The 26,404-nt window shown below is 71.1% G+C and carries 22 protein-coding genes and 1 riboswitch; of the genes, 13 read left to right on the top strand and 9 right to left on the bottom strand.

The window, feature by feature from the left end; all coding sequences use genetic code 11:
* Positions 1-69: 69 nt before the first annotated feature.
* From ACFC02_RS17845 to ACFC02_RS17820, 6 genes are all read left to right on the top strand, one after another.
* The gene (locus ACFC02_RS17845; RefSeq protein WP_376357541.1) at positions 70-1,530 is read left to right on the top strand and encodes an HD domain-containing phosphohydrolase; all 1,461 of its coding nucleotides are present in this window, start codon (positions 70-72) and stop codon (positions 1,528-1,530) included.
* Positions 1,530-2,732: an HD-GYP domain-containing protein gene (locus ACFC02_RS17840; RefSeq protein ID WP_376357539.1), complete on the top strand. Its 1,203-nt coding sequence runs from the start codon at positions 1,530-1,532 to the stop codon at positions 2,730-2,732. The genes ACFC02_RS17845 and ACFC02_RS17840 overlap by 1 nt, the downstream gene beginning before the upstream one ends.
* A 124-nt stretch (positions 2,733-2,856) precedes the next feature.
* On the top strand, positions 2,857-3,837 hold the full coding sequence (locus ACFC02_RS17835) for a hypothetical protein (protein WP_360969482.1): 981 nt from the start codon (positions 2,857-2,859) through the stop codon (positions 3,835-3,837).
* Positions 3,838-3,911: 74 nt separating this feature from the next.
* Positions 3,912-4,562 (top strand): peptide deformylase, encoded by a 651-nt coding sequence (gene def / locus ACFC02_RS17830; protein WP_376357537.1) that lies wholly within the window; start codon positions 3,912-3,914, stop codon positions 4,560-4,562.
* A gap of 384 nt (positions 4,563-4,946) precedes the next feature.
* Positions 4,947-5,984: an epi-isozizaene synthase gene (gene cyc1 / locus ACFC02_RS17825; RefSeq protein WP_376357535.1), complete on the top strand. Its 1,038-nt coding sequence runs from the start codon at positions 4,947-4,949 to the stop codon at positions 5,982-5,984.
* Positions 5,981-7,357 (top strand): cytochrome P450, encoded by a 1,377-nt coding sequence (locus tag ACFC02_RS17820; protein WP_376357533.1) that lies wholly within the window; start codon positions 5,981-5,983, stop codon positions 7,355-7,357. The genes cyc1 and ACFC02_RS17820 overlap by 4 nt, the downstream gene beginning before the upstream one ends.
* A 28-nt stretch (positions 7,358-7,385) precedes the next feature.
* Here the strand turns inward: ACFC02_RS17820 and ACFC02_RS17815 are convergent, their stop codons facing one another.
* The gene (locus ACFC02_RS17815; RefSeq protein WP_376357531.1) at positions 7,386-8,351 is read right to left on the bottom strand and encodes a helix-turn-helix domain-containing protein; all 966 of its coding nucleotides are present in this window, start codon (positions 8,349-8,351) and stop codon (positions 7,386-7,388) included.
* A gap of 93 nt (positions 8,352-8,444) precedes the next feature.
* Here ACFC02_RS17815 and ACFC02_RS17810 point away from each other — a divergent pair, with 93 nt between their 5' ends.
* Entirely contained in the window at positions 8,445-8,717 is a 273-nt protein-coding gene (locus ACFC02_RS17810; protein WP_376357529.1) for a hypothetical protein, read from the top strand.
* On the opposite strand, the gene ACFC02_RS17805 is transcribed toward ACFC02_RS17810, so the two are convergent.
* The 6 genes from ACFC02_RS17805 to ACFC02_RS17780 form a co-directional block, all read right to left on the bottom strand.
* On the bottom strand, positions 8,630-9,646 hold the full coding sequence (locus tag ACFC02_RS17805; protein ID WP_376357527.1) for a ribonucleotide-diphosphate reductase subunit beta: 1,017 nt from the start codon (positions 9,644-9,646) through the stop codon (positions 8,630-8,632). The two genes, ACFC02_RS17810 and ACFC02_RS17805, sit on opposite strands and share 88 nt — an antisense overlap.
* A complete protein-coding gene (locus ACFC02_RS17800; protein ID WP_376357525.1) occupies positions 9,646-12,015 on the bottom strand; it encodes a ribonucleoside-diphosphate reductase subunit alpha in 2,370 nt (789 codons plus the stop codon). Before ACFC02_RS17800 ends, ACFC02_RS17805 begins: the two co-directional genes overlap by 1 nt.
* A gap of 121 nt (positions 12,016-12,136) precedes the next feature.
* A riboswitch (cobalamin riboswitch) is annotated at positions 12,137-12,304 on the bottom strand.
* A gap of 53 nt (positions 12,305-12,357) precedes the next feature.
* A complete protein-coding gene (locus tag ACFC02_RS17795) occupies positions 12,358-12,864 on the bottom strand; it encodes a GNAT family N-acetyltransferase (RefSeq protein ID WP_376357523.1) in 507 nt (168 codons plus the stop codon).
* Between the two features lie 75 nt (positions 12,865-12,939).
* Entirely contained in the window at positions 12,940-14,565 is a 1,626-nt protein-coding gene (gene mctP / locus ACFC02_RS17790; protein ID WP_376357521.1) for a monocarboxylate uptake permease MctP, read from the bottom strand.
* Positions 14,562-14,840, bottom strand: a complete 279-nt coding sequence (locus ACFC02_RS17785; protein ID WP_376357519.1) for a DUF3311 domain-containing protein — start codon at positions 14,838-14,840, stop codon at positions 14,562-14,564. The genes mctP and ACFC02_RS17785 overlap by 4 nt, the downstream gene beginning before the upstream one ends.
* Positions 14,841-15,043: 203 nt before the next feature.
* Entirely contained in the window at positions 15,044-15,808 is a 765-nt protein-coding gene (locus ACFC02_RS17780) for a GntR family transcriptional regulator (protein ID WP_360969463.1), read from the bottom strand.
* Between the two features lie 466 nt (positions 15,809-16,274).
* On the opposite strand from ACFC02_RS17780, the gene ACFC02_RS17775 reads away from it, so the two are divergent.
* From ACFC02_RS17775 to ACFC02_RS17760, 4 genes are all read left to right on the top strand, one after another.
* A complete protein-coding gene (locus tag ACFC02_RS17775; RefSeq protein ID WP_376357517.1) occupies positions 16,275-17,558 on the top strand; it encodes an extracellular solute-binding protein in 1,284 nt (427 codons plus the stop codon).
* 138 nt (positions 17,559-17,696) lie between these two features.
* A complete protein-coding gene (locus ACFC02_RS17770) occupies positions 17,697-18,683 on the top strand; it encodes a sugar ABC transporter permease (protein ID WP_360969459.1) in 987 nt (328 codons plus the stop codon).
* Positions 18,680-19,546: a carbohydrate ABC transporter permease gene (locus ACFC02_RS17765; RefSeq protein ID WP_360969457.1), complete on the top strand. Its 867-nt coding sequence runs from the start codon at positions 18,680-18,682 to the stop codon at positions 19,544-19,546. The genes ACFC02_RS17770 and ACFC02_RS17765 overlap by 4 nt, the downstream gene beginning before the upstream one ends.
* A 9-nt stretch (positions 19,547-19,555) precedes the next feature.
* Positions 19,556-21,064 (top strand): glycoside hydrolase family 3 protein, encoded by a 1,509-nt coding sequence (locus ACFC02_RS17760; RefSeq protein WP_376357514.1) that lies wholly within the window; start codon positions 19,556-19,558, stop codon positions 21,062-21,064.
* Positions 21,065-21,483: 419 nt separating this feature from the next.
* Here ACFC02_RS17760 and nagB read toward each other — a convergent pair whose 3' ends face one another.
* Both nagB and ACFC02_RS17750 read right to left on the bottom strand, forming a co-directional pair.
* Positions 21,484-22,269 carry a glucosamine-6-phosphate deaminase gene (gene nagB / locus ACFC02_RS17755; RefSeq protein ID WP_376357512.1) on the bottom strand — a complete coding sequence of 262 codons (786 nt, stop codon included), beginning with the start codon at positions 22,267-22,269 and terminating at the stop codon, positions 21,484-21,486.
* A gap of 352 nt (positions 22,270-22,621) precedes the next feature.
* Positions 22,622-23,410: an SDR family oxidoreductase gene (locus ACFC02_RS17750; RefSeq protein ID WP_376357570.1), complete on the bottom strand. Its 789-nt coding sequence runs from the start codon at positions 23,408-23,410 to the stop codon at positions 22,622-22,624.
* Between the two features lie 105 nt (positions 23,411-23,515).
* Here ACFC02_RS17750 and ACFC02_RS17745 point away from each other — a divergent pair, with 105 nt between their 5' ends.
* Together ACFC02_RS17745 and ACFC02_RS17740 are read left to right on the top strand one after the other, a co-directional pair.
* Positions 23,516-24,178: a TetR/AcrR family transcriptional regulator gene (locus ACFC02_RS17745; protein ID WP_376357510.1), complete on the top strand. Its 663-nt coding sequence runs from the start codon at positions 23,516-23,518 to the stop codon at positions 24,176-24,178.
* 488 nt (positions 24,179-24,666) lie between these two features.
* Positions 24,667-26,133 (top strand): PAS domain-containing sensor histidine kinase, encoded by a 1,467-nt coding sequence (locus ACFC02_RS17740; protein ID WP_360969624.1) that lies wholly within the window; start codon positions 24,667-24,669, stop codon positions 26,131-26,133.
* The last annotated feature ends 271 nt before the right edge of the window (positions 26,134-26,404 follow it).

Below are 26,404 nucleotides of genomic sequence, written 5' to 3'. Positions count from 1 at the left end.
CGGACCGCCCTTCCCGCGCCCTAGGCTCGGCCCACTGGCCGTGGACAGGCATGACCGGGGAGGGGCGTCATGGAGGCGGTTCCGCCGCGGGCCCGCGCGTACGTCACCTGTGTCGCCCTCGGCGCGCTGGCCTGTCTGCTGCCACTGCCGGTGATGCCCGCGCCCTGGTGGGCGCTGGTCACGCTCGCCGCGCTCTACGCGGGCTGCAACCAGGTCGTCCGCCGGCACTTCGCGGGTCCGTTCTACCCCGTCCTGCTGGCCGCGGCCTTCCTGCTGCCGCCGCCCGCCGCCGCGCTCGTCCCGCTGCCCGGCGCCCTGCTCACCCCGGCCGGCCGGCGGCCCGAGACGCTGCGGCGCCTGTGGCGGGCGGCGCAACTCGTCCTCGCCGTGTGGGCGGCGGCCCGCGTGCACTGGGAGCTGGGCGGCCGGGACGCCGTCGTCGGCTGCGACTTCCCCTACGCCCTCGTCCCCGCGGGCGCCGCCGTGACGGCGTTCTGCCTGGTGCTGACCGCGCTGGACGGGGGCATCCGCCTGCTGGCGGCCGGGGGGCCGGCCGTACCGCGCGGACGGTGGGCGCGGCCGCCGGTGCGCCACGCCTGGCGCGGCCTGTTCGCCCGCTCGCTCGCGCCGATCGCCGTGCACGGCCTCGGCGGGCTGATGATGGCGGTCCTGTGGCGCAGCCCGTACGGGCCGGTCGCGGCCCTCCTCGTGCTGCTGCCCATGTGCGTGTCCTGGTGGGTGTACGCCCAGTACCACCGCGAGCGGGCCGCCCATCGGGCGACCGTCCGGGCGCTGGTGCAGGCCGTCGACATCAAGGACGGATACACGCGCGGACACAGTGAACGCGTCGGGCAGGCCTCCATGATGATCGCCCGCGAACTCGGCCTGGACGACGAAGGCGTGGAGGTGCTCCGCTTCGCCGGAATCCTGCACGACGTCGGCAAACTCGGCGTACCCACCCGGCTGCTGCGCAAGGACGGCCCGCTCACCCCCGAGGAGCGGCGCGTGATCGAACTGCATCCCGAGTACGGGCACGAGATGGTGCGCGGCATCTCCTTCCTCGGCGAGGCCCGCTCCGCGATCCTGCACCACCACGAACGGCTCGACGGCAGCGGCTACCCCTACGGCCTCAGGGGCGCCCAGATCCCGGAGTGCGCGCGCGTGGTCGCCGTGGCCGACGCGTTCGACGCGATGACGTCCACCCGCTCCTACCGGCGGGCCCGGCCGGTCACGGCCGCCCTGCGGGAACTGGAGCGCTGCGCCGGCGCCCAGTTCGACCCGCGCATGGTCACCGCCCTGGTCCGGGCCCTGGACCGGCACGGCTGGCACCCGGCGGTCACCGCCGAGGAGGTCCCTGACGACGCCGTGCCCCGGCCGCCGTCGGGCCGGGCCGCCGGCGCCGTGCCCCCCTCGCCCACGGGCGCCGGCACCGGCACATCGGCACTCTCCCCCCGGCACGCCTCTCCGCGCGCCTCCCCGAGCCCGCCGCCCGGTGCGGGCGGAGCCCGTCGGCACGGCGGTCCCGGCTGATGGGGACGGTGCGCGGCTGCGCCCTGCTCGTCGCCCTGCTCTGCCTGGCCGTCACCTTGTGGACCGGGCTGGAGGAACGCGGGACCGCCCTCGCCTTCGGTGTGCTGGTGCTGGCCGGGGAACTCAGCCGGTGGCCGGGGACCGAGGCGGGCGAGGCCGCGCCGCTCGGCGCCGCCGGAGCGCTCGCGTACGCCCTGCTAGGCGAGGACGCCGGGCTGCCCAGCCACCACGGCGCGTGCCAGGTCGTCGCCGTGGTGTTCGCCGCCTCGCTCCTGGGCAGCGTGCCGCACGTCGCCCGCGGCCGCGGCAGGACCGCCGACCACCTGGCCCGCCGCGTCCTCACCGTCTCCTTCGCGGCCCTCTGCTTCCAACCCCTCTACAACGGCGGGCTCTTCCGGAGCCGGAGCGGCCCCGCGCACGCCGCGCTGCTGGTCGCCCTGCTGGTGCTCACCGCCCTGTGCGGCGCCGTGCTCGCCGCCGCCGAGGCCCACCGGCGCACCCGGTGGCCGTTCGGTCCGCTGCTGCGCGAGGAGCTGCGCGGCCTGCTCGGGATCGGGTCCGCGGTGTGTGCCACGGGCGCGGTGATGGCCCTGGCGGTGGCCGTGGCGGGCCTGTGGGCGCTGCCGGTCTTCTGCGTGCCGCTGCTGCTCACCCAGCTGTCCCTGAGGCGGTACGCCTCCGTGCGGGACACCTACCGGCAGACGATCGCCTCGCTGGCCCGCGCCACCGAGGTCGCCGGGTACACCCCGGCCGGGCACGCCCGCCGGGTCGCTGCGCTCAGCCGGGCCGTGGGCCGGGACCTCGGGCTGACGGAGCCGGAGCTGACCGTGCTGGAGCACGCGGCCCTCATGCACGACATCGGCCAGCTCAGTCTCGTGGACCCGGTGCCGGCGGGCGCCACCGCGGGTCTGCCCGCCACCGAGCGGCGGCGGATCGCGCTGCTGGGCGGCGCCGTGGTGCGGCAGACCGGCGTGGACCGGGAGGTCGCGGTCGTCGTGGAGCGGCAGGCCGACCCGTGCGACGAGCAGCCGCTGCCCGCGCGGATCGTACGGGCCGTGAACGCCTACGACGAGAAGGCGCGGGGGGCGGGGCCCGGCGGCTCGCTGGCGGCGCTGGAGGAACTGCGCCTGGCCGGCGCGGGCGAATACGCGGCCGAGGTGGTGGAATCGCTGGCCCGGGTCCTGGCGCGGGGGGTGGTCTGACACCCTCCGCCGCGGGGTAACCCATGGGTAATGAGCGCCCCTCAAGCCGTACGTGGTTGGATGCGAAGGAAAGGGTGTCCGGGGGCAGAGCCAGCCCATACGACGGAACTGGCAGGCGGGAATCGTGAGGATCTTCGGCAAGGGACGGCACCGGCCCTCCGCCTCCTGGCGGCAGGCCACCGACCGCGCGTTCACCCTGATCGGCGACGGCCGGTACGAGGACGCGGGCGCGCTGCTGACGCGCGCCGCCGACCTGGAGCCCTGGCTGTCGGAGTCCTGGTTCAACCTCGCCCTGCTGCACAAGTTCCGGCACGACTGGGAACAGGCGAGGGCGGCGGGCCTCAGGGCGGTCGCCCTGCTGGAGAAGGAGACCGGGGCGCCGGACTGGTGGAACGTCGGCATCGCGGCCACCGCGCTGCAGGACTGGCCGCTGGCCCGCCGGGCCTGGCAGGCGTACGGCCTGAAGGTGCCCGGGGCCGCGACCGCCGCGGCCGAGCCGGTGGGCATGGAGCTGGGCAGCGCGGCCGTGCGGCTGTCGCCGGAGGGCGAGGCCGAGGTGGTCTGGGGCCGGCGCCTGGACCCGGCCCGGATCGAGGTGCTGTCCATTCCGCTGCCCTCCTCCGGGCGGCGCTGGGGCGAGGTCGTGCTGCACGACGGGGTGCCCCACGGCGAACGGACCACCGCGGCCGGGCACAGCTTCCCCGTCTTCGACGAGATCGAACTGTGGGCGCCCTCGCCCGTGCCCACCTGGGTGGTCCTCCTGGAGGCCGCCACCGAGGCCGACCGGGACGCGCTGGAGCAGCTCGCGGCGGACGCCGGTTTCGCCGCCGAGGACTGGTCGTCCTCGGTCCGGCTGCTGTGCCGGACGTGCTCGGAGTCGCGGATGCCCTCCGACGAGGGCGACGGCGTGCACCTGGACCCGCACGACCACAGCGAGCCGGGGCACCCCGGGCCGCTGGGCCACCGCACCGACGGGCAGCTGTGGGTGCCCGAGCGGGAGTGCGGGGTGGCCGCGCCGGCCTCCCTGGTCCGGGGGCTGCTGGACGGCTGGGTCGCGGACAGCCCCGATTCGCGTGACTGGCGGGACCTCGAAGAGGTCTGCTGAAGCCGGGCGCCCACCGGTCCCCGTAGGCTGTACGGGCAGAACTTCTCAGGCTTGCAGGAAGGCGTACGTCGGTCATGGCGCAGCAGGACACCGATCAGCAGCAGGCGGGCGTGCTCCCCGTCGACGACGAAGGGTACGTCGTCGACACGGAGGACTGCGAGGCCCGCGAGGCGGCGTGGCGTGAGCGGGGTACCTCGCGGCCGATCACGGTCGTCGGCAACCCGGTGCTGCACAAGGAGTGCAGGGACGTCACCGAGTTCGGCGAGGAGCTGGAGCAGCTGGTCGCGGACATGTTCGCCAGCCAGCGCACCGCGGAGGGCGTGGGCCTGGCCGCCAACCAGATCGGTGTCGACCTGAAGGTCTTCGTCTACGACTGCCCCGACGACGAGGGCGTCCGGCACACCGGTGTCGTCTGCAACCCGCGCCTCGTCGAGCTGCCCGCAGACCGCCGCCGCCTGGACGACAGCAACGAGGGCTGCCTGTCCGTGCCGACCGCCTACGCGCCGCTCGCCCGCCCCGACTACGCCGAGGTCACCGGTCAGGACGAGCGCGGCAACCCGGTCAAGGTGCGCGGCACCGGCTACTTCGCTCGCTGTTTGCAGCACGAGACCGACCACCTCTACGGCTACCTCTACATCGACCGGCTCTCCAAGCGGGAGCGCAAGGACGCGCTGCGGCAGATGGCCGAGAACGAGCCGCGCTACCCCGTGGTCGCCAACGACTGAGAACGACCTGGCACCCCCGGCGCGTGAGCGCCCCTGGCACACCGGGGGCGCGCTCCCCGCGCGCACCGCGCCCGACCGCATGCCGGTCGGGCGTCTCTTTGTGTCCATGGCACCGCCACTCACTCATTCGATCCTCTGTGCGCATCTGTTGAATCAGAATCAGTCACACAAGGGGATATTCTCGGCATCCGCGCTGGCGAGTGAGGCAAATCCATTCCCAGAGCGGTCAGTTGTGGTGCTGAATGGGAGTGCGGGGATGCGCGACGGCGTGCGCCGGGCACAGCGGAAGGGGCGGGCGCCACCGGCGGCTGAGAGGGGTTGTTCGTGCCGGCTTTCCCATACAGCACCACATCGACATCCACATCGACACCGACAGCGGTCGCGGTGCCACCGGCGCTCGCGCTCCCGGTGATCGAGGCGGCGTTTCCCAGGAAGTTGCACGCCTATTGGCCCGAACTCCAGGAGAAGACCCGCGGCTGGCTGCTCGAAAAGCGGCTCATGCCCGCGGACAAGGTGGAGCAGCACGCCGACGGCCTGCGCTACACCGACCTGATGGCGGGGTACTACCTCGGCGCCCCGGACGAAGTCCTGCAGGCCATCGCGGACTACAGCGCGTGGTTCTTCCTCTGGGACGACCGGCACGACCGTGACATCGTGCACGGGCGTCCCGTCGCCTGGCGCAGGCTGCGGCGCGCGCTGCACACGGCGCTCGACGCCCCGCGGGAACACCTGCACCACCCGGACGCCCTGGTAGCGGGGTTCGCGGACAGTGTGCTGCGGCTGTTCTCCTTCCTCCCGGCCACCTGGAACGCCCGCTTCGCCCGGCACTTCCACGCGGTGATCGAGGCGTACGAGCGCGAGTTCCACAACCGCAGCGAGGGCGTCGTGCCCACGGTCGAGGAGTACCTGGCCCTGCGCCGGCTCACCTTCGCCCACTGGATCTGGACGGACCTGCTGGAGCCGAGCGCCGGGATCGAACTCCCGGCCGCCGTCCGGAAAAACCCCGCGTACCGGCGCCCGGCCCTGCTCAGCCAGGAATTCGCCGCCTGGTACAACGACCTGTGCTCCCTGCCCAAGGAAATAGCGGGTGACGAGGTGCACAACCTCGGGATAAGTCTCGTCAAACACGAGAGGCTGAGTCTCGAGGAATCCATCGCGGAAATCCGTCGCCGGGTCGAGGAATGCATCACTGAATTCCGTGCGGCGGAGCAGGAGGCATTGACTTTCGCTGACGGTCTCGCGGACGGCACGGTGCGGGGAAAGGAACTGAGTTCAGCCGTGCGGGCCTGCCTCGGTAATATGCGCAACTGGTTCAGTTCCGTCTACTGGTTCCACCACGAGTCCGGCCGGTACATGGTCGACGACTGGGACGACCGGTCCACGCCCCCGTACGTCGACAACGAAGCGGCAGGTGAGAAATGACCGTCGAGTCGGTGAAGCCCGAGGACGGGTCGCGCACGGCCCCCCGGCTGAGCGAGCCCCCGCTGGCCGGAGGCGCGGTCCCGCTCCTCGGCCACGGCCTGAGGCTGGCCCGCGACCCGCTGGCCTTCCTGGGCGGGCTGCGCGACCACGGCGACATCGTCCGCCTCAGGCTCGGCCCCAAGACGGTGTACGCCGTCACCGCGCCCGCCCTCACCGGGGCGCTGGCGCTCAGCCCCGACTACATCATCGCGGGCCCGCTGTGGGAGTCCCTGGAGAGCCTGCTCGGCAAGGAGGGCGTGGCCACCGCGAACGGGCCGCTCCACCGCCGCCAGCGGCGCACCATCCAGCCCGCCTTCCGGCTCGACGTGATCCCCGAGTACGGGCCGATCATGACCGAGGAGGCGCACGCCCTGGTGGAGCGCTGGCGCTCGGGCGAGGTCCTCGACGTGACCGCGGAGTCCTTCCGCGTGGCCGTGCGCGTCGCCGCCCGGTGCCTGATGCGCGGCAGTTACATGGACGCCCGCGCCGAGCGCATCTGCGCGGCCCTCGCCACCTTGTTCAGCGGCATGTACCAGCGCATGGTGGTGCCGCTCGGCCCCCTCTACAAGGTGCCGGTCAGGTCCAATCGCGAATTCAATCGCGCATTGGCCGATTTGCATCTCCTGGTCGACGAGATCGTCGCCGACCGCCGGGCAAGCGGTCAAAAACCGGACGATTTGCTGACGGCTTTGCTGGAGGCGAAGGACGAGAATGGCGAGCCTATTGGGGAGCAGGAGATCCACGATCAGGTCATCGCGATACTCACGCCGGGCAGCGAAACTGTCGGTTCCATGGTCATGTCGCTGCTTCTCGTCCTCACCGAGCACCCGGATCTCGGCGACAAGATCCGCGACGAGGTGAAAACCGTGGTCGGTGACCGGCCCGTCGCATTCGACGACGTCCGAAAACTGAGGTACACAGCGAATGTCGTCGTGGAGACAATGCGGCTCTATCCCGCGGTCTGGATTCTGACCCGCCGCACGGTCGCCGACACCGAGCTGGGCGGCTGGCGCATCCCGGCCGGCGCGGACGTCATCTACAGCCCGTACGCCATCCAGCGCGACCACCGCTCCTACGACCGGCACGAGGAGTTCGACCCGGACCGCTGGCTCCCGGAGCGGGCCAAGGAGGTCCCCAAGCACGCGATGAGCCCGTTCAGCGTGGGCAACCGCAAGTGCCCGAGCGACCACTTCTCGATGGCCGAACTCACGCTGCTCACGGCCGCGATCGCCGGCGCCTACCGCTTCGAGCAGGCGCCCGGCTCCGACCCCAGGCCGCGCATCGGGATCACGCTGCGCCCGCGCCGCCTGCTGCTGAACGCCCTGCCCCGCTGACACCGCCCGCCCACCGGCGAGCGTGCGTTCAGGCGGCCTGCGGGCCCCTGAACGCACGCCGGTAGGCGTTCGGCGTGGTGCCCAGCGCGCGGACGAACTGGTGCCGCAGCGCCGCCGCCGTGCCGAACCCGGCCCGGTCCGCGATCGCGTCCATCGTCTCGTCCGTGGCCTCCAGCAGGTCCTGCGCCAGCAGCACCCGCTGCCGCAGGATCCAGCGGTACGGGGTCGTGCCCGTCTCCTGCTGGAAGCGGCGGGCGAAGGTGCGCGGCGACATGTGGGCGCGGGCGGCGAGCTGCTCGACCGTGACCTCCTCGCCGAGGTGCCGCTCCATCCAGACCAGCACCTCGCCCACGGTGTCGCAGCGGGACTTGGGCAGCGGACGCTCGATGTACTGCGCCTGCCCGCCGTCGCGGTGCGGCGGCACCACCATCCGCCGGGCGATCTTGTTCGCGACCTCCGGCCCCTGCTCCTTGCGCACGATGTGCAGACAGGCGTCGATGCCGGCCGCCGTGCCGGCCGAGGTGATCACCGGGTCCTCGTCGACGTAGAGCACGTCCGGCTCGACGGTGGCGTGCGGGTACTGCCGGGACAGTTCCGCCGCGTGGTGCCAGTGCACGGCGCAGCGCCGCCCCTGAAGCAGCCCGGCCGCGCCCAGCACGAACACCCCGGAGCACACGCTCAGCACCCGCGAGCCCCGGTCCACGGCCCGGCGCAGGGCGGCCAGCAGCTCGGGCGGGTACACCCGGCTGGCGAAGTCGTTCCCGGCGGGGACGGCGATCAGGTCGGCCTCGTCGAGCCGGTCGAGTCCGTACGGGGTCGCGACGCTCAGACCGCCGACATGGGTGCCCAGCGACGGCCCCTCGGCGGAGACCACCGCGAAGTCGTACACCGGGAGTCCGTCGTCGCTGCGGTCGATGCCGAAGACCTCGCAGACCACACCCAGCTCGAAGGGATGCACGCCGTCCAGCAGGACGGCCGCCACGTTCTGCAACATGCCACCAGTGTGCCTCGCAAGTGGCAGGAATTTGAAGGTCTGCGGCAGTCCTGCCACTCACGCACGGGCGTGCCCGGCGCGAGAGTGGTGTGCATGAACGCAGACCAGACAGAAGCCCTGATCGGAATGGCCGCCACCTTCGGACTCCTGGTCCTGATGGCGCTGCCCTCGATGCTCGGAGTCCTGCGCGACAAGCGCATCGACCGCAGCATCAGGCAGGCACAGCAGGCCCACCGGGACCAGGAGTACCGCGAGGCACAGGCGCGGCGCGAGAAGGCTCAGAAGTCCTCGTCCAGGTCGACGGTGCCCTCCACCGCCACCTGGTACGCCGACGGACGCCGCTCGAAGAAGTTGGTCAACTCCTGAACCCCCTGCAGCTCCATGAAGGAGAAGGGGTTCTCGGAGCCGTACACCGGAGCGAGACCGAGCCGCGTCAGACGCTGGTCGGCCACACACTCCAGGTACTGCCGCATCGAGTCGGTGTTCATGCCCGGGAGGCCGTCACCGCACAGGTCGCGCGCGAACTGCAGCTCGGCCTCGACGGCCTCCCGCAGCATGTCGGTGACCTGCTGCTCCAACCCGTCGTCGAAGAGGTCCGGCTCCTCCTTGCGGACGGTGTCCACCACGTCGAAGGCGAACGACATGTGCATCGTCTCGTCGCGGAACACCCAGTTGGTGCCCGTGGCCAGGCCGTGCAGCAGGCCGCGGCTGCGGAACCAGTAGACGTAGGCGAAGGCGCCGTAGAAGAACAGCCCCTCGATGCAGGCGGCGAAGCAGATCAGGTTGAGCAGGAAGCGCCGGCGGTCCGCCTTGGTCTCCAGCCGGTCCAGCTTCTCCACCGAGTCCATCCACTTGAAGCAGAACTCGGCCTTCTCCCGGATGGACGGGATGTTCTCCACGGCCGCGAAGGCCGCCGCCCGGTCGTCCGGGTCGGGCAGGTAGGTGTCGAGCAGCGTCAGGTAGAACTGGACGTGCACGGCCTCCTCGAACAGCTGCCTGCTCAGGTACAGGCGCGCCTCGGGCGAGTTGATGTGCTTGTAGAGCGTGAGTACCAGGTTGTTGGCGACGATCGAGTCGCCCGTCGCGAAGAACGCGACCAGCCGGCCGATCAGGTGCTGCTCGCCGGGGGAGAGCTTGGCGAGGTCGGCGACGTCCGAGTGGAGGTCGACCTCCTCCACGTGCCAGGTGTTCTTGATCGCGTCCCGGTAGCGCTCGTAGAAGTCGGGGTAGCGCATGGGGCGCAGGGTCAGCTCGAAGCCCGGGTCGAGCAGGTTCGTGTTTCGGGTGCTGGTCATCACTGGCATGCCTCGCAGGACTCGGGGTTCTCAAGGGAGCAGGCGACCGCGTCGGGGTCGGCGACCTGCTGGACGGGGACGGCGGCGGGGGTCTGCGCCCGGGCCGCGCGGGCGATCCGGGTAGCCGGTCGCGAGCGCAGGTAGTACGTCGTCTTCAGGCCCTGCTTCCAGGCGTAGGCGTACATCGAGGAGAGCTTGCCGATGGTCGGCGTCTCCAGGAACAGGTTCAGCGACTGCGCCTGGTCCAGGAACGGGGTACGGGCGGCGGCCATGTCGATCAGGCCGCGCTGCGGGATCTCCCACGCCGTGCGGTACAGCCGCCGCACGTCCTCGGGGATCCACGCGAAGTCCTGCACCGAGCCGTTCGCCTCGCGCAGCGCCTCCCGGGTACGGGCGTCCCACACGCCGAGCGTCTTGAGGTCGCGCACCAGGTAGGAGTTGACCTGGAGGAACTCGCCCGAGAGCGTCTCGCGCTTGAACAGGTTGGAGACCTGCGGCTCGATGCACTCGTAGACGCCCGCGATGGAGGCGATGGTGGCGGTCGGCGCGATCGCCAGCAGCAGTGAGTTGCGCATGCCGACGGCGGCGATCCGCTCGCGCAGGGCCGCCCAGCGCTCGGGCCAGGCGAGGTCCACGTCGTAGTGGTCGGGGTGCAGCACACCGCGCGCGGCGCGGGTCTTCTCCCAGGCGGGCAGCGGGGCGTTCCGTTCGGCGAGGTCGGCGGAGGCCTCGTAGGCGGCGAGCATGATCCGCTCGGCGATCCGGGTCGACAGCGCTTTCGCCTCGGGCGAGTCGAAGGGCAGCCGCAGCTTGAAGAAGACGTCCTGGAGGCCCATCGCGCCCAGGCCCACCGGCCGCCACCGGGCGTTGGAGCGGGCGGCCTGCTCGGTCGGGTAGAAGTTGATGTCGACGACCCGGTCCAGGAAGGTGACGGCCGTGCGGACGGTCTCGTCCAGCCGCTCCCAGTCGAGGTCCCCGCGCTCGGGGTCGGCGAAGGCGCCGAGGTTGACGGAGCCGAGGTTGCAGACCGCCGTCTCGCCGTCGTCGGTGACCTCCAGGATCTCCGTGCAGAGGTTCGAGGAGTGGATGACGTGGCCCGGCTCGGCCGTCTGGTTGGCGGTGCGGTTGGCGGCGTCCTTGAAGGTCATCCAGCCGTTGCCGGTCTGCGCGAGGGTGCGCATCATCCGGCCGTACAGCTCACGGGCGGGCAGGGTCTTCTTCGCGAGCCCGGCCGCCTCGGCCGCGCGGTAGGCCGCGTCGAACTCCCCGCCCCACAGGTCCACCAGTTGAGGCACGTCGGCCGGGGAGAACAGCGACCACTGCCCGTCGGCGTCGACGCGGCGCATGAACTCGTCCGGGATCCAGTGCGCCAGGTTCAGGTTGTGGGTGCGGCGCGCGTCCTCGCCGGTGTTGTCGCGCAGCTCCAGGAACTCCTCGATGTCCGAGTGCCAGGTCTCCAGGTAGACGGCCGCCGCGCCCTTGCGCCGGCCGCCCTGGTTCACGGCGGCCACCGACGCGTCGAGGGTCTTCAGGAACGGGACGATGCCGTTGGAGTGCCCGTTGGTGCCGCGGATCAGCGAGCCGCGCGAGCGGACGCGGGAGTAGGCGATGCCGATGCCGCCGGCGTGCTTGGAGAGCCGGGCCACCTGGTGGTAGCGGTCGTAGATGCTGTCCAGCTCGTCCTTGGGGGAGTCGAGCAGGTAGCAGGAGGACATCTGGGGGTGGCGGGTGCCGGAGTTGAAGAGCGTGGGGGAGGAGGGGAGGTAGTCGAGGCGGCTCATGAGCCCGTGGAGCGCGGCGACTTCGTCGACGGCCCGGGGGCTGTCGTCCTCGGCGAGCCCGCTGGCCACCCGCAGCATGAAGTGCTGTGGCGTCTCGATCACCTTGCGGGTGATCGGGTGCCGCAGCAGGTAGCGGCTGTGCAGGGTGCGCAGCCCGAAGTAACCGAAGCGGTCGTCGGCGGCCGGGTCGGCCAGCGCGTCCAGGCGGGCGGCGTGCAGGCGGACGAACGCGGCGGTCCGGTCGGCGATCAGTCCCTCGCGGTGGCCCGTGGCCACCGACTCGGTGAAGGACGTGACGCCCTGCGAGGCCGCCTCGGCGCGGATGGAGAGCGTGAGCAGACGGGCGGCCAGCCGCGAGTAGGCGGGGTCCTCGGAGATGAGCCCGGCCGCCGCCTCGGTGGCCAGCTCCCGCAGCTCCGCCTCGTCGGCGTGCGCCGACCGGCCGCGCAGCGCGGCGGCGGCGACCCGGCCGGGGTCGGCGTCGGGGAGGTCGGCGGTCAGCTCGGTCAGGGTCCGCAGCAGCGCGGCACCGGGACCGTCGTTCTCCAGGCCCGTGGCTGAGGCCGGATCGGCTGGCGCGATGGTCACTTGGGGCTCTCCCTCGCTCGGCACGGGGCCTCGCCGAGGGCAGGGGGCAGCACACGAGCGCACACGGCGCCGCGTCCACCGGCCCATTCCACGAGGCCCGGACGTCAGGCACCCGGACCGGACGGCCGGGCGCACTGTCGGCAGGTCCTCGGACTGACGCTCGTACACGGCCTTGAGGGCATATGTGTACGAGTACACCGTTGCGGGACAGTTCCGGATTCGCACCGGATTCCCCTGCGACGACAGCGAGCATGAGCATACATCTTGTGCCGGGTGCGGAAGCCACCCCCATATGTTGTGCCTGGGATGTGTCGCGTCGACTGCGGAGGGTGTCGGTCGCTGTCAGAGCGCCAACGCGTAGGTGAGCAGCGTGATGTCGTCCAGGTCCGGCAGCGGGTTCCAGTCCCGCTGCGGGGTGCGGACGAAGCCCAGGCGCTCGTAGAGGCGGTGGGCGGCGTGCATGGTGCGCTGGGTTGACAGCACGAGGCGCGCACAGCCCTCGGTGGCCCGCGCCCGGTCCAGGCAGGCCCGCACCAGCGCCTCACCCGCGCCCCGGCCGCGTGCGGCGCGCGCGACCGCGAGCATGCGTATCTCGGCCTCGCCGGGTCCGGCGATGTCGGCCATGGCGCCGCCGGACGGCACGAACGCGACTCCGCCGAGCACCGCTTCGTCCGCCACGGCCACCAGCACCTCGGCGGCGGCCGCCCGCTTGGCGACGTCCCTCAGCTCGCTCAGGTAGGGGTCGCTCTCCCCGAAGTCCAGCAGCCCGTCCTGGAGATAGGCCTGGGCGGTGATCTCACCGAGGGTGTCGTACTCGCCGGGCTCGGCCGGCCTGATCACGAGGTCCATGGGGCCGAGTGTGCCGCACGGGTACGACAACGGGCCGCCGGTCTTCCCGGCGGCCCGTGCCCTGGTTCCGGCAGCTCAGTGAGCGCTGCCCGCCGTGGCCGGCGGGAGTTCGACCGCGACGCCGGGGTCACCCGCGTCGGCGGTGTAGTCCTGCGGGCTGGTCTCGTCGACGCCCTCGGGGGCCTTCAGCGCCTTCAGGACGAAGGTCAGGACGACGGAGACGACGACGTTCAGGGCGAACGCCGTCATGCCGATGTAGCCGATCTCGCCGATGCCCGGGATCTCCTTGGCCGAGCCACCGAAGTGCTTCTGCGTCGGCGAGGCGACCCCGTAGGCCGCGACCGTGCCGTAGACCATGCCGACGGCCCAGCCGGCCAGCAGTGCCCAGCGGTGGAACCAGCGGGTGAACAGGCCGCCCACCAGCGCCGGGAAGGTCTGCAGGATCCAGATGCCGCCCAGCAACTGGAAGTTGATCGCCACGGTCTTGTCCATGGTCAGGACGAAGACCAGCGCGCCCACCTTCACCAGCAGCGAGACCAGCTTGGAGACCCGGGTCTCCTGCTCGGCCGTCGCGTCCGGCTTGATGAAGTCCTTGTAGATGTTGCGGGTGAACAGGTTCGCCGCCGCGATCGACATGATCGCCGCCGGGACCAGCGCCCCGATGCCGATCGCCGCGAAGGCGATGCCGGTGAACCAGTCCGGGAACATGTCCTCGAACAGCTGCGGAATGGCCAGCTGCCCGTTCTGGACCTTCACGCCCGCCGCGATCGCCATGAAGCCCAGCAGCGCCAGCAGGCCCAGCATCAGCGAGTACAGCGGCAGGATCGTGGTGTTGCGGCGGATCACCTCACGGCTGCGCGAGGACAGCGTGGCGGTGATCGAGTGCGGGTACATGAACAGGGCGAGCGCGGAGCCGAGGGCGAGGGTGGCGTAGGTCCACTGGCTCGCCTCGCCCGGCACGACCGCGCCGCGTGGTTTGCCGGTGGCCGGATTCGTCTGGCTGAACGCGTGGGCGGCCTTGGCGAAGATGTCGTCGAAGCCGCCCAGCTTGATCGGGATGTAGATGATCGCGACCGCGATGACGATGTAGATGAGCGCGTCCTTGACGAACGCGATCAGCGCCGGGGCGCGCAGTCCCGAGGAGTACGTGTACGCCGCCAGCACGCCGAAGGCGATCAGCAGCGGCAGGTCCTTCACGAACCAGTTGGTGTTCTCGCCGCCGCCCACGCCCATCACGTCGAGCACCGCCTGGATGCCGACCAGTTGGAGCGCGATGTACGGCATGGTGGCGAGGATGCCGGTGAGGGCGACCGCCAGGGACAGGCCCTTGGACCCGAACCGGCCGCGTACGAAGTCCGACGTCGTCACGTACCCGTGCTTGTGCGAGACCGACCACAGCCGCGGCAGGAAGGTGAAGATCAGGGGGTAGACCAGGATCGTGTACGGCACCGCGAAGAACCCGGCCGCGCCGGTCGCGTAGATCGCCGCGGGCACCGCCACGAACGTGTACGCGGTGTAGAGGTCGCCGCCGAGCAGGAACCACGTGATCCACGTGCCGAACGACCGGCCGCCCAGACCCCACTCGTCCAGGCTCTCGTTCTCCGCCCGGCGCCAGCGCGCGGCCAGGAACCCCATGACGGTGACGAGCAGGAAGAAGAAGATGAAGACGCCGAGCGCGACGCCGTTGACGCCGTCCTTCACCGGGTCGCACCGCCCTTCGGGGAGGCGGTGTCCGCCGAGCGGCGACCACGCTGGTCGAGCTGCCACAGCCGGTAGGCGATCACCGTGAGGACCGTGGAGATGACCACCCACAGCATCTGGTACCAGTAGAAGAACGGGATGCCGATGAACGTGGGCCCCACCTTGGCGTACGAACCGACCCACAGCATCGCCACGAACGGCGCGACGAGGCAGAGGCCGATGACCACCCGCAGGGGTGTCACCACCCCTTTGCCCACTCCTGGCCCATCTGACATGTCGGCTCCGTCCCCTCGCTGGTCAGCCGTGCGATTGCGCAGGCAATCTAGGTCACGGTGACAAGTGAACGGAACCCCTTGTCCGCATACCGGTTGCGCGTCCCTCGCCCGGCCGCCGCCCGGGTGCTTCCCGGCCGCCGTCCGGGCACCGGCCGCGGGGGCGGGGTGCGCGGCGGGCGGGGCCGGTCCGGCGGCCCGGGAGGTCAGTCCATCGGGCGCTTGAGCCGTGCCACGAACTTGTAGCGGTCGCCGCGGTACACCGAGCGCACCCACTCCACGGGCTGGCCCGTGCGGTCCTGGGAGTGCCGGGAGAGCAGCAGCATCGGCAGGCCCACGTCGGTGCCGAGCAGGCCCGCCTCGCGCGGGGTGGCCAGCGACGTCTCGATGGTCTCCTCGGCCTCGGCGAGGTGGACGTCGTAGACCTCGGCCAGGGCGGTGTAGAGGGAGGTGTACTTCACGAGGCTGCGGCGCAGCGCGGGGAAGCGCTTGGCGGACAGGTGCGTGGTCTCGATGGCCATCGGCTCGCCGTTGGCCATGCGCAGCCGCTCGATGCGCAGGACGCGGCCGCCGGTGGTGATGTCGAGCAGGTCCGCGAGCCGGTCGTCGGCGGTGATGTACCCGATGTCCAGCAGCTGCGAGGTCGGCTCCAGGCCCTGGGCGCGCATGTCCTCGGTGTAGGAGGTCAGTTGCAGCGCCTGGGACACCTTCGGCTTGGCGACGAAGGTGCCCTTGCCCTGGATGCGTTCCAGCCGGCCCTCGACGACCAGTTCCTGCAGCGCCTGGCGCACGGTCGTGCGCGAGGTGTCGAACTCGGCCGCCAGCGTCCGCTCGGGCGGCACGGGGGTTCCGGGCGACTGCGTCTGGGTGATGTCGAGCAGGTGCTTCTTCAGGCGGTAGTACTTGGGCACGCGCGCGGTACGGACGGTCGCCCCACCCTCGTTCTCCGCACTGCTGACGTCGGTGCTCATGCTCTGCCTTCCCGGCTCCAGTGCCGAAGCGACCGACGTCCCGTCGGCCACGGCTCACATCGTGGCACGGCTTCTTGTGTCGGGTGTCCACCCGCACGCTCCGTGATCTCCTCTGTATACCGCCGTGACTCCGGCTGGTCTAGTCCATCGTCCGCCCGCGGTGCGGGTGGTCCACGCGAACAGGCCTGCTGCCAGCGGGAAGTGACGGCCGGTGGTCCAGTGGAGCGGAGACGTCCGTTTGACCGCATGCGCAATGAAAGGTCCCTGCATATCGCGGTCCCATAACGGAGCAGCTGAGCAGGTCGGCGCACCCTTGACAGCCCTATTGGTCTGGGCCAAGCTCCCCGTACTGGTCTACACCATTGGTCCAGGTCCCGGCCCCATGGGCGGTGTGCGCTGACGCTTCCACTTGTCACTACAACCGCGGGGAGGCAGGGGGGTTTGTGGCATCCCTGAGGAGGGTGGCGTGAAGCGCAAGCTGGTTGCTGCGATCGGTATCGCGGGCATGATGGTCTCCATCGCGGCGTGTGGCGGCGGTGACGACAAGAACGAGGGCTCGAAGGGGACCGACGCCAAGGAGCTGACCGTCTGGCTCACCGTCGACGCGCAGAACAACTGGCCGGACCTGGTCAAGGCGGCCGACGACGCGGTCGTCAAGAAGCACCCGGGCCTGAAGATCAAGCACGAGTACTACGGCTGGCCCGACAAGAACACCAAGCTGGACGCGGTGCTCGCCACCGACAAGTCCCCCGACGTGGTCGAGATGGGCAACACCGAGATGCTCGGCTACATGGTCAAGGGCGCCTTCGCCCCCCTGGACGCGTCGAAGTTCGACAACTCCTCCGGGTGGCTGGACGGCCTCAAGGCCTCGGTGACCTACGAGGACAAGACCTACGGCGTTCCCTACTACGCGGGCGGCCGCGTGGCCAACTGGCGCAAGGACGTCTTCGCCCAGTCCGGTGTGAAGACCACCCCGAAGACGTACCAGGAACTGCTCTCCGACCTGGACAAGGTCCAGAAGAAGCAGGGCGACAAGTTCAGCGCCTGGTACCAGCCCAGCCGTGACTGGTACGCGGCCATGTCCTTCGTCTACGACGCCGGCGGCTCCATCGCCAAGGAGGAGGGCGGCCAGTGGAAGGCCAACCTGTCCTCGCCGGAGTCCCTCAAGGGCCTGAACGACTACAAGGCCGTCCTCGACAAGTACATGCACGGTGACAAGACCAAGGACGAGGCCGACCGGCCGATCGTCTACGGCCAGGGCAAGTCCGGCATGATCTTCGCCGCCGCCTGGGAGGGCGCGACCGCCGCCGACCCGAAGAACGACAAGGTCGGCAAGCTCGCCGACAAGGTCGAGAACTTCGTGATGCCCGGCCCGTCCGGCAAGAACATGCCCGTCTTCCTGGGCGGTTCGGACCTCGCCGTCCCGGTCAAGTCCAAGGCGCAGGCGATCGCCGCCGAGTGGATCAACGCCTTCACCGGCTCCACCGGCCAGAAGGGCCTGATCGCCAAGGGCAACCTGCCCAACAACAAGACCGACCTCGCGACGCTGAAGAACGACCCGAAGACGGCGGTCCCGGCCACCGCGGCCGAGTCCAGCTGGTTCGTCCCGATGGCGCCGGGCTGGGGCCAGGTCGAGAAGGCCCAGGTGCTCCAGACCATGCTCCAGAGCATCGGCACCGGCAAGAAGTCGGTCGAGGCCGCGGCCAAGGACGCGGACGCCGCGATCGACAAGGTCATCAACACGAAGTGACCCGGGCGCAGGGCCCCGCCGCGGGCGGGGTCCTGCCTCTCGCACGGCCGTTGACCGGGGCCCCGCCCCCGTGCGGCCGTGCACGGCTTTGCCTTGCTTCGCCTTCGTACCACCTGAGGGACCGCTGAGGAGCGCGCGATGAGTGCCGCAGACACGACCACCCCTGCCAAGGTGCCGCCACCGCGGCAGGCGCCGCCACCCGCCGCGGCGGACCGGCCACGCAGACACCGGACGTCGGGCGGCGCGGCGACACCATGGCTGCTCCTCGCGCCCTGCCTGCTGGTCCTGGCCCTGGTCATGGCCTACCCGCTGGTCCGCCTGGTCACCCTGTCCTTCCAGAAGTTCGGACAGCCGCAGCTGTGGGGCTTCCAGGGCGCCGAGTGGGTCGGGTTCGACAACTTCGGCAAGGTGCTCGGTGACGGCGACTTCTGGGCGGTCGTCGTGCGCACGATCGTCTTCGCCGTCGGCTGCGTGGTCCTCACCATGGTCATCGGCATGGCGCTCGCCCTGCTCCAGCAGCGGGTCTCCGGCTGGGTGAAGACGCTGATCAACATCGTCCTGGTGGCGAGCTGGGGCATGCCCGTCATCGTCGCCACCACCGTCTTCAAGTGGATCTTCGACTCGGACTACGGCATCCTCAACGCGCTGGTCAGCAAGTTGCCCGGGGTCGACATGATCGGCCACAACTGGTTCGCCAGCGGTCCCCAGGGTCTCGCCGTGATCATGCTCCTCGTGGTGTGGGGCGCCGTCCCCTTCGTCGTCATCACGCTCAGCGCGGGCCTGACCCAGGTGCCCAAGGAGATGGAGGAGGCCGCCCGGCTGGACGGCGCCGGCGCGTGGGGCGTCTTCCGCTACGTCACGCTGCCCATCCTCAAGCCGATCATCGTGATGCTCACGACCCTGTCGGTCATCTGGGACATGGGCGTCTTCCCGCAGGTGTTCGTCATGCGAGGCGGCCACCCCGAGGCCGAGTTCCAGATCCTCAACACCTACTCCTACGACCGCGCCTTCGTGGTCAACGACTACGGGCAGGGCTCGGCGATCGCACTGGTCACCGTGTTGCTGCTGCTGGGTGTGGTCGCCGTGTACATGCGCCAGATGCTGAAGATCGGAGAGGTCGAATGAGCACCCTGAGCGGCACGAACGCCGCCGCCCCCGCGGTGCGCCGCCGCCGGACGCCGAAGCTCGGCTGGAACCTGCTCGGCCTCCTGGTCTTCCTCGTCCTGGGCTTCCCGCTGTACTGGATGCTCAACACGGCGTTCAAACCGGCCAAGGACGCCATCGACCCGGACCCCAGCCTGCTGCCGACCGGCCTGACCTTCGACAACTTCAAACGCGCCCTGGACATCGCCGACTTCTGGGGGCCGGTCGGGCGCAGCCTGATCGTCTCGCTCGTCGTGGTCGTGGTCGGCATGGTCGTCGGCACGCTGGCCGCGCTCGCCATCTCCCGGTTCGCCTTCCGCGGCCGCAAGATCGTGATCGTGGGCATCCTGGCGGTGCAGATGGTGCCGCTGGTCGCCATGATCATCCCGATCTTCCTGCTGCTGAACGACCTGGGTCAGTACGACAAGCTGACCGGCCTGATCATCACGTACCTGACCTTCATCCTCCCCTTCACGGTGTGGACGCTGCGCGGCTTCATCGTCAACATCCCCAAGGAGCTGGAGGAGGCGGCGATGGTCGACGGCTGCACCCGCACCGGCGCCTTCATCCGGGTGGTCTTCCCGCTGCTCGCCCCCGGCATGGTCGCCACCTCCGTCTACGGCTTCATCCAGGCCTGGAACGAGTACCTCTACGCCTTGATGCTGATGAGCCAGGAGCACGAGACCGCTACTGTCTGGCTCGGCAACTTCACCACCAAGCACGGCACCGAATACGCCCCGATGATGGCCGGAGCCACCATGATGGCCGTACCGATCGTCGTTCTGTTCCTCCTCGTACAGCGCAAGATGGCCGCGGGCCTGACCGCGGGCGCCGTGAAGGGATAACGCCACCCGATGACGACATTCGCCAGCGGCACCACTGCGTCCAACTCGCAGAACGACGCTCTCGCCCGCGACGCGCTGACCGTTCTCCAGCCCGGCTTCACCGGCACCGCGGCACCCGACTGGCTGCTGCGCCACCTCGGTGAGGGGCTGGCCTCGGTCGGCCTGTTCGGCCGCAACGTCGCCACGGCCGAACAGCTGACCGCCCTCACCGCCCGGCTCCGCGCCGAACGCGAGGACGTCCTGGTCGCCATCGACGAGGAGGGCGGCGACGTCACACGCCTCGAGGTGCGCGCCGGCTCCAGCTTCCCCGGCAACCACGCGCTCGGCGCGGTGGACGACGTGGAGCTGACGGAGGACGTCGCCCGTGAACTCGGCAGGCGGCTCGCCGAGTGCGGCGTCAACTTCGACTGGGCGCCCTCGGCCGACGTCAACTCCAACCCCGGCAACCCCGTCATCGGCGTCCGCTCCTTCGGTGCCTCCACCGACCTGGTCGCCCGCCACACCGCCGCCTATGTCACCGGACTCCAGGCGGCGGGCGTGGCCGCCTGCACCAAGCACTTCCCCGGGCACGGCGACACCGCGGTCGACTCCCACCACGCGCTGCCGCGCATCGACGTGGACGCCGAGGTGCTCCAGGCGCGCGACCTGGCCCCGTTCCGCGCGGCGATCGCCGCCGGCACCAAAGCCGTGATGAGCGCCCACATCCTCGTCCCGGCCCTGGAGCCGGATCTTCCGGCAACGTTGTCCCCGCGCGTGCTGACCGACCTCCTGCGCGGCGAACTCGGCTACGAGGGCCTGATCGTCACCGACGCCGTCGAGATGAAGGCCATCGCCGACACCTACGGCATCGAGCGGGGCAGTGTCCTCGCCGTCGCCGCCGGTGCGGACGCGATCTGCGTGGGCGGCGGTCTCGCGGACGAGGAGACCGTGCGCCGACTGCGCGACGCTCTGGTCACCGCGGTCCGCTCCGGCGACCTGCCCGAGGAACGGCTCGCGGACGCCGCCGGACGCGTCCGCGCCCTCGCCCGCTGGACCGCCGCCGCGTCGGCCACCGCGGCGCGCACCCCCGCCGACCCGGAGGTCGGGCTGAGGGCGGCGCGCCGCGCCCTGCGGGTCACCGTCGCTGAAACGTTCACTCCGATCAGTCGGCCGCCCTACGTCGCCGCCCTCGCCCCCGGCGCCAACATCGCGGTCGGCACCGAGACGCCCTGGGGCGTGGCGGCGGAACTGAGCCGCCTCCTGCCCGGCACGGAGACCGGCAGCTTCAGCGGCGAGGACGCCGGGCAGGCGGCGCTGGCCGCGGCCGGCGACCGGCGGGTGGTGGCCGTGGTCCGCGACGAACACCGCCACCCCTGGATGTCGGCTGCCCTCGACACCCTGATCGCGGCCCGCCCCGACACGGTCGTCGTCGAGATGGGCGTCCCCCAGGCTCCCCCCAGGGGCTCACTCCACATCGCCACCCACGGCGCCGCCCGCGTCTGCGGCCTGGCGGCGGCGGAGGTCATCGCGGGGGAGTGAGGCGGGGGGAGTGAGGCGCGGGGGGCGGTGGCCCCGCCTGCGGAGGGGGACCCACGGGTGGTACCTCCCGGGCGGCGGCCTTACCGGGTGGCCCTCCCGCCGCGCTTCGGCAGCAGTACGCCGAAGCGGGGAGTCCTTCCTCCGGGGTGGGGAGGCTTTCCCCGGCGTTCCGGTGGCCGTGCGGCGAAGGGGGGCTTCCTCCGGGGTGGGGAGGCCTTCCCCGGCGTTCCGGGGGCGGTGCGGCGAAGGGGTCTTGGGGTCTTTCTCCGAGGCGGGGACTTCCCGGGTGCTCCGGTGGCGGTACGGCGTAGGGGGCCTTCCTCCGGGTGGGGAGCCCCCCGGTCCTCCCGTGGCGGTACGGCGAAGGCGCCGGTTGCCCCTCTCCGGGCACCGGCGCCTTCGCCTGTCGCGCGTGCGCGCTAGATTCCCTGCCACTGCGGCTTGTTGGCGTAGGTGTGGCGGAAGTAGTCGGCGAGCTTCAGCTTGGAGGCGGCGGCTTCGTCGACGACGACGGTGGCGTGCCGGTGGAGCTGCAGCGCCGAGGCCGGGCACACCGCGGCGACCGGTCCCTCGACGGTCGCGGCGACCGCGTCCGCCTTGCCTTCGCCCGTGGCCAGCAGCACCAGGTGCCGGGCCTCCAGGATCGTGCCGATGCCCTGCGTGATGACGTGGTGCGGGACCTGGTCGACATCGCCGTCGAAGAAGCGCGCGTTGTCCACACGGGTCTGCTCGGTCAGCGTCTTGATGCGCGTCCGTGAGGCGAGCGACGAGCACGGCTCGTTGAACCCGATGTGCCCGTCGGTGCCGATCCCGAGCAGTTGCAGGTCCACACCGCCGGCCTCCACCAGCGCCCTGTCGTACGCCTCGCAGGCCGCCTGAACGTCGTCGGCGGTGCCGTCGGGTCCCAGGAAGGCCTCCATCCCGACCCCCAGGGGCTCCAGCACCTCGCGGCGCAGGACGGAGCGGTAGGACTCCGGGTGGTCGGAGGGCAGCCCCACGTACTCGTCGAGCTGCGCGATCCGGGCCCGGGAGGTGTCCGCGGCACCGGAGCGCACCTTGGCCGCCAGCGCCTCGTAGACGGGCAGCGGAGTGGAACCCGTGGCGACGCCGAGCAGGGCGCCGGGCTTCCGCCGCAGCAGCTGCGCCATGGCCTCGGCGATGAGCTCGCCGCCCGCCCTGGCATCGGGAACGATGACAACTTCCACGCTGGGCCTGCCGATCTGAGGAGAGCCGAGAAGGGGACCGGACCCGGAAAGGAGGGGTCGTGTGGTTTAGACCAATCTAGCAGAATCGGGTTGCCGAGACCCGACCCGCACGAAGCGGCCTACCCCCTCCTCCCCGTCCCTTCACACCCCCTCCTCCCGGGCCCGTCACACCCCCTCTTGACGGGCCCGCCACGCCCCTTGCCTCACTCCCTTCGGACCTGCGCCCTCCCCGCTGCCCGGACCCCTTCGGCCCGAGCCCCTCTGTGCTGTGCTCCCCGCCCTCGGCCCGCGAACCTCCAGGTCACCTCCCCCCTCTCACCACCTCACGTTCCGGCAGCCCGTCGCCCCGGCCCTACATCAGCGAGCCCCCCGTCGCGTCCACCCAGCTCCCCGTCACCCATCGCCCCGCGTCGGAGACGAGGAACGCCACCACGTCCGCGACATCGGCCGGCGCGCCCACTCGGCCGAGTGCCGATATCGCCGCCGCCCGGTCCCAGCCGCCCGGTGTTGCGTGCAGCAGCTCGGCCGTGTTGTCGGTGTCTATGAGGCCCGGTGCCACCGAGTTGACGGTGATGCCTCGGGGCCCCAGCAGCTTGGACAGGTCCCGGGTGAACACATCGAGCGCGGCCTTCGTCATCGCGTAGGCCACCTTGTCGGGCATGACCGCGGTGCGGGCGAGGCCGGAGGAGATGTTGACGACCCGGCCACCATCACGCAGCCGCCCCAGGCCCTGCCGGACGATGAAGAACGGCGCCTTGGTGTTCACCGCGAAGACCCGGTCGTACTCCTCCTCACCGATCTCCTCCAGCGGACGTGACGTGCCGATCCCGGCGTTGTTCACCAGGATGTCCAGGCCGTCCGCGTGCTGGTCGAACTCCCTCCAGAGCGCCTCGGCGTCGCCGGGTCTTCCCAGTTCCGCGCCGATCGCGAACGCCGAGCCGCCGGCCGCCTCGATCGCGCCCACCGTGTCCTTGGCCGCCGCTTCGTTGTTCCCGTAATGCACGGCGACGCGCGCGCCGTCCCGCGCCAGCCGCTCGGCCACGCCCCGTCCGATACCCCTGCTCGCCCCCGTGACCAGCGCGGTCCGGCCCGCGAGCGGCCCCGCCGCCCGGTCCGTGCCGCTTGCCGCGCCCGAGTGCATGTCCGTCCCCACGTGAAGCCCCTCCCGATTTACCTAGCGGTCGCTACAGAAAGACCGTACAGCAGCCTGCTGTCATTTCTCTAGTGTCCGCTATAAAATCACTCCATGGTGGCGAAGCAGGAGGCAGAAGGGCAGGTCGGTGCGGGTGCGGGAGAAGTCGGAGGGGGTGTGCCCGCCGCCAGGCGGCGCGGCCGGCCCCGCTCGTTCGACCGGGCGACAGCCCTGGAGAAGGCGGTCCTCGCCTTCTGGGAGCACGGGTACGAGGGCACCTCCGTCTCGGACCTCACTCGCGCCATGGGCATCGGCGCCCCCAGCCTGTACGCGGCCTTCGGCGACAAGCAGGCACTCTTCGCCGAAGTGGTGCGGGACTACGGCGAGCGCTACGGGTCCTTCGGCGCCCGCGCCCTGGCCGAGGAACCCTCGGCCCGCGCCGCCGTCGAGCGGACCCTGCGCGAGGCGGCGGCCGAGTACACCGCCCCGGGCCGCCCGCACGGCTGCCTGGTCATCCACGCGGCCACCCACTGCACGACCCCCGAGGTCGAGGAGTCCCTGCGTGCGCGGCGCAACGAGAACATCGCGGCGTTCGAGAGTCGTATGCGGGCGGACGTCGCCGCCGGGGAGCTGCCCGCGGGCACCGACACCGGCGCGCTGGCCCGGTTCGTCGGGGCGGTCATCCAGGGCATGTCCCAGCAGGCGCGCGACGGGGCGAGCCGCACGGACCTGGAGGCGCTCGCGGAAATTGCCCTGACCATCTGGCCCCGTGGCTGAGCCGGGCGGGCTAGGCTGCTCCGTGGCGAACGCCTGGCGTCCGTCCTCGGGGCCGGCCGGTCCCCGCCCGGCCGTTCGACGAAGAGCGATGAAGAAAGCACAACGAACGGCTTCCCGCTCATGGACAGGCGCAAGTGGTCTAGTCCAGAATCGAGTGGGACCCCGAACAGCAGTACGCACGCGGCGCTTGCGCGCACGTGAGGTGAACACGCGAACCTCCGTTCTCCCCGCACAGGAGGACGGACCGAGGAACCGGTGCTCTCTGCCCTGACTGCTCCGGCTCCTCATCCTTCGGCCGACCGGGACCGCACACCCCACGGCCGATGTTGCTCCGGGCTGCGGTGCCGGGAGGGTTGAGGGTCCCTCCCAGGCGCCGCGGCCCGCGGGTGTCTTCGGAGCCGGACCGACGGCCGCAGCCCCCGGCCTCCGCACCGCCGGGTATTTCGAAACCGTACAAACGCCCGGGTACGCTCGCAGACGTGCCCTCCATGAACGAACTCGTACGCCAGCACACCGCCCTCGACGACTCGGATCTCGAGTGGCTCCACCTGCTGGTCTCGGAGTGGCAGCTGCTCTCCGACCTCTCCTTCGCCGACCTGGTGCTGTGGGTTCCCACCCTGGACGGCACCCGCTATGTCTCCGTAGCCCAGATGCGGCCCAACACCGGTCCGACCTCCTACCAGGACGACATGATCGGTCACCTCGTCCCGCGGGGCCGGCGCCCGATGCTCGACGCGGCGCTCGACGAGGGGCGCATCGTCCGCGAGGGCGATCCGGAGTGGCGCGAGGAGGTGCCGGTCCGGGTCGAGTCCATCCCCGTACGGCGCGAGGGACGTGTCCTCGGTGTCATCGCGCGCAACACCAACCTGCTCACCGTGCGTACCCCGAGCAGGCTGGAACTGACGTATCTGCAAAGCGCCTCGGACCTGGCGCAGATGATCGCGGCCGGTTCGTTCCCCTTCCCCGACCAGCAGGTCGACATGGACGCCTCCCCGCGGGTCGGGGACGGTCTGATCAGGCTGGACGTGGACGGCGTCGTCCAGTACGCCTCACCGAACGCGCTCTCCGCCTACCATCGCCTCGGCCTCGCCGCCGATCTCGTCGGCCAGCACCTCGGCGAGGCCACCGCCGAACTGGCCCCCTCCCGTGCCCCGGTGGACGAGGCGCTGGTGAAGCTGGCGAGCGGCTGGGCGCCGCGCGAGTTCGAGATCGAGGCCCATGACGGGGTGATCCAGTTCCGGGCCATCCCGCTCAAACCCAAGGGGACCCGCATCGGTTCGCTGGTCCTGCTCCGTGACGTCACCGAACTGCGCCGCCGTGAACGCGAGTTGATCACCAAGGACGCGACGATCCGGGAGATCCACCACCGGGTCAAGAACAACCTTCAGACAGTGGCCGCCCTGCTCCGGCTCCAGGCCCGGCGCATAGAGTCCGAACGCGGCCGGGAGGCCTTGGAGGAGGCGGTCCGCCGCGTCGGTTCGATCGCGATCGTGCATGAGACGCTGTCTCAGAACCTGGACGAGCGGGTGGAGTTCGACGAGATCGCCGACCGGGTGCTGGCCATGGTCGCGGAGATCTCCCCGGGCAAGGTCACCGGCCGGCGCAGCGGCCGGTTCGGGATCCTGGACGCCGAGGTCGCCACTCCGCTGTCGATGGTGCTGACCGAGGTCCTGCAGAACGCCCTGGAACACGGGTTCCGCCAGGGTGACACGGGCACCGTCGAGGTCTCCGCGGTCCGCGGCGGCACCACGCGTGAGGGTCGTCTGCTCGTCACCGTCCAGGACGACGGCGTGGGACTGCCCGAGGAGTTCGACCCGCACCGCTCCGGCAACCTCGGTCTGCAGATCGTACGCACCCTGGTCGAGGGCGAGTTGGGCGGCACCTTCGACATGGTCCCGGCGCCCGGGCGGGGCACGCGCGTGGTGCTCGACATCCCGGTGACGACGCCCAAGTAGGCGGCGCGGGGGAGCGGTTCACCGGCGGGGCGGCGCGGTCGCTCCGCGGGACGGGTACTCCTCGGTACCGGGTGCGGGAAAAGCCCGGAGGCTCCGCAGCAGCCCGGAGGGACACCGAAAGCCCGGAAGCACAGCAAAAGGCCCCGGACCTTTGCGGGTCCGGGGCCAGTCGCTCGTTGCTGCCCCATCGCGATGGGGGTGCCCCTTGCTCGAAGAGCCCGGGGGAGCATCGGGGGTACTGCGCGCTGCGGCTCGGGGGCGGGGGTTGCGT

Origin of the sequence: Streptomyces sp. NPDC056160, from assembly GCF_042268205.1 — a bacterium.
Classification (GTDB): Bacteria; Actinomycetota; Actinomycetes; order Streptomycetales; family Streptomycetaceae; genus Streptomyces.
This window is presented reverse-complemented; position numbering and strand designations above follow the sequence as displayed.

Bases quoted from the DNA above. Each gene is read 5' to 3' on its own strand.
- ACFC02_RS17845 (WP_376357541.1), top strand. From the start codon at position 70: ATGGAGGCGGTTCCGCCGCGGGCCCGCGCGTACGTCACCTGTGTCGCC.
- ACFC02_RS17840 (WP_376357539.1), top strand. From the start codon at position 1,530: ATGGGGACGGTGCGCGGCTGCGCCCTGCTCGTCGCCCTGCTCTGCCTG.
- def (WP_376357537.1), top strand. From the start codon at position 3,912: ATGGCGCAGCAGGACACCGATCAGCAGCAGGCGGGCGTGCTCCCCGTC.
- ACFC02_RS17820 (WP_376357533.1), top strand. From the start codon at position 5,981: ATGACCGTCGAGTCGGTGAAGCCCGAGGACGGGTCGCGCACGGCCCCC.
- ACFC02_RS17815 (WP_376357531.1), bottom strand. From the start codon at position 8,351: ATGTTGCAGAACGTGGCGGCCGTCCTGCTGGACGGCGTGCATCCCTTC.
- ACFC02_RS17810 (WP_376357529.1), top strand. From the start codon at position 8,445: ATGAACGCAGACCAGACAGAAGCCCTGATCGGAATGGCCGCCACCTTC.
- ACFC02_RS17805 (WP_376357527.1), bottom strand. From the start codon at position 9,646: ATGACCAGCACCCGAAACACGAACCTGCTCGACCCGGGCTTCGAGCTG.
- ACFC02_RS17795 (WP_376357523.1), bottom strand. From the start codon at position 12,864: ATGGACCTCGTGATCAGGCCGGCCGAGCCCGGCGAGTACGACACCCTC.
- ACFC02_RS17785 (WP_376357519.1), bottom strand. From the start codon at position 14,840: ATGTCAGATGGGCCAGGAGTGGGCAAAGGGGTGGTGACACCCCTGCGG.
- ACFC02_RS17780 (WP_360969463.1), bottom strand. From the start codon at position 15,808: ATGAGCACCGACGTCAGCAGTGCGGAGAACGAGGGTGGGGCGACCGTC.
- ACFC02_RS17770 (WP_360969459.1), top strand. From the start codon at position 17,697: ATGAGTGCCGCAGACACGACCACCCCTGCCAAGGTGCCGCCACCGCGG.
- ACFC02_RS17765 (WP_360969457.1), top strand. From the start codon at position 18,680: ATGAGCACCCTGAGCGGCACGAACGCCGCCGCCCCCGCGGTGCGCCGC.
- ACFC02_RS17760 (WP_376357514.1), top strand. From the start codon at position 19,556: ATGACGACATTCGCCAGCGGCACCACTGCGTCCAACTCGCAGAACGAC.
- ACFC02_RS17750 (WP_376357570.1), bottom strand. From the start codon at position 23,410: ATGCACTCGGGCGCGGCAAGCGGCACGGACCGGGCGGCGGGGCCGCTC.
- ACFC02_RS17745 (WP_376357510.1), top strand. From the start codon at position 23,516: ATGGTGGCGAAGCAGGAGGCAGAAGGGCAGGTCGGTGCGGGTGCGGGA.
- ACFC02_RS17740 (WP_360969624.1), top strand. From the start codon at position 24,667: ATGAACGAACTCGTACGCCAGCACACCGCCCTCGACGACTCGGATCTC.